The organism is Agathobaculum sp. LCP25S3_E8 (assembly GCF_052117165.1).
Lineage (GTDB): Bacteria > Bacillota > Clostridia > Oscillospirales > Butyricicoccaceae > Agathobaculum.
Window position 1 is genome coordinate 1 of record NZ_JBQKJR010000150.1, and the last position, 1,066, is coordinate 1,066.

The following is a 1,066-nucleotide window of genomic DNA, read 5'->3' on the forward strand; positions in this document are numbered from 1 at the left end:
TTCAATTAGGCAACCTGCGCCGGATTTTGCGCCCACCGTGCGCGCTTGCGCAGCGGAGGAAGGTTTTCCTCATTGGCTGTATTGCGTCGGAGGCGGTTATAGTAGATCTCGATCCATCGGAAGATCATTTGCCGGACCTGCTCCCGCGGCATAGAAGCACAATGAAGCCGGTAAACCAGTTCCTTTTTGAGCGTTGCGAAAAAGCTCTCCATCCGCGCATTGTCAAAACAGCAATGGGTGCGTCCCATGCTTTGCCGGATCGATCCATATCGGGCGAGCAGCGCACGGTATTCCTGACTGGTGTACTGGCTGCCATGGTCGGAATGCAGGATCAAACCAGGCTGATAGCCATAACGGGAAACCGCATCGCGTAGTGCATCACAGCACAAGCTGGCGCGCATATGCGTGCGCATTGCATAACCGACTACCGCACCGTCAAAGCAATCCAGGATCGCGGCAAGATACAACTTCCCATCTGCGCAGTTGATCTGTGTCATATCGCTGATGTACTTGCTTCCGGGCATCGGGGCAGTAAAATCCCGCTGCACAAGATCATCGCTCTGTAGAGCACGAAAATCACGCTTTGTTACGCTGTGCGGCCGCTTTTTGCGCATTAACAGATGGTTTTCCCTGCATAGCCGATAACATTTCCCATAACTCGGGCGTTGCGTTTCCGGCAGCGCCTCCCGCAGGCTGCGCACCCCATAGCAGGGGTGTTGCTGACGTAATCGTTTCAGGGCCGATACCGTTTCTGCGTCACAGTCTGTATGCATTGGTCTGCGCTTCCAATCATAATATCCTTCCCGGCGCACGCCGAGTGCCTGACAACACAGCGCAATGCTGATGCCCTGATGATTGGCTTCGATCCATGCATACAGCTGACGTGGGCGAATGCCGGTTATCGACCCGCCATAAAACCCAGTGCTTTCCGAAGAATGTAGTTCGCCTCCTGCAATTCACGGATCTCGCGGGTCAAACGCTCTACAGCCTGCCCCGGCGTTTCGCCCGGCTTTACGCCACAGACTTCACCTTTGTCCAGCCGCGCTGCTCTCCGCCAGTTGTATAC

The 1,066-nt window shown here is 55.3% G+C and carries 1 protein-coding gene; it reads right to left on the reverse strand.

Features of this window, described 5'->3' with window-relative positions; translation table 11 throughout:
* Positions 1-5: 5 nt before the first annotated feature.
* Positions 6-956, reverse strand: coding sequence for an IS3 family transposase (locus ACTQ34_RS18000; protein ID WP_441364969.1), 951 nt, complete (start codon positions 954-956; stop codon positions 6-8).
* Positions 957-1,066: the final 110 nt, after the last annotated feature.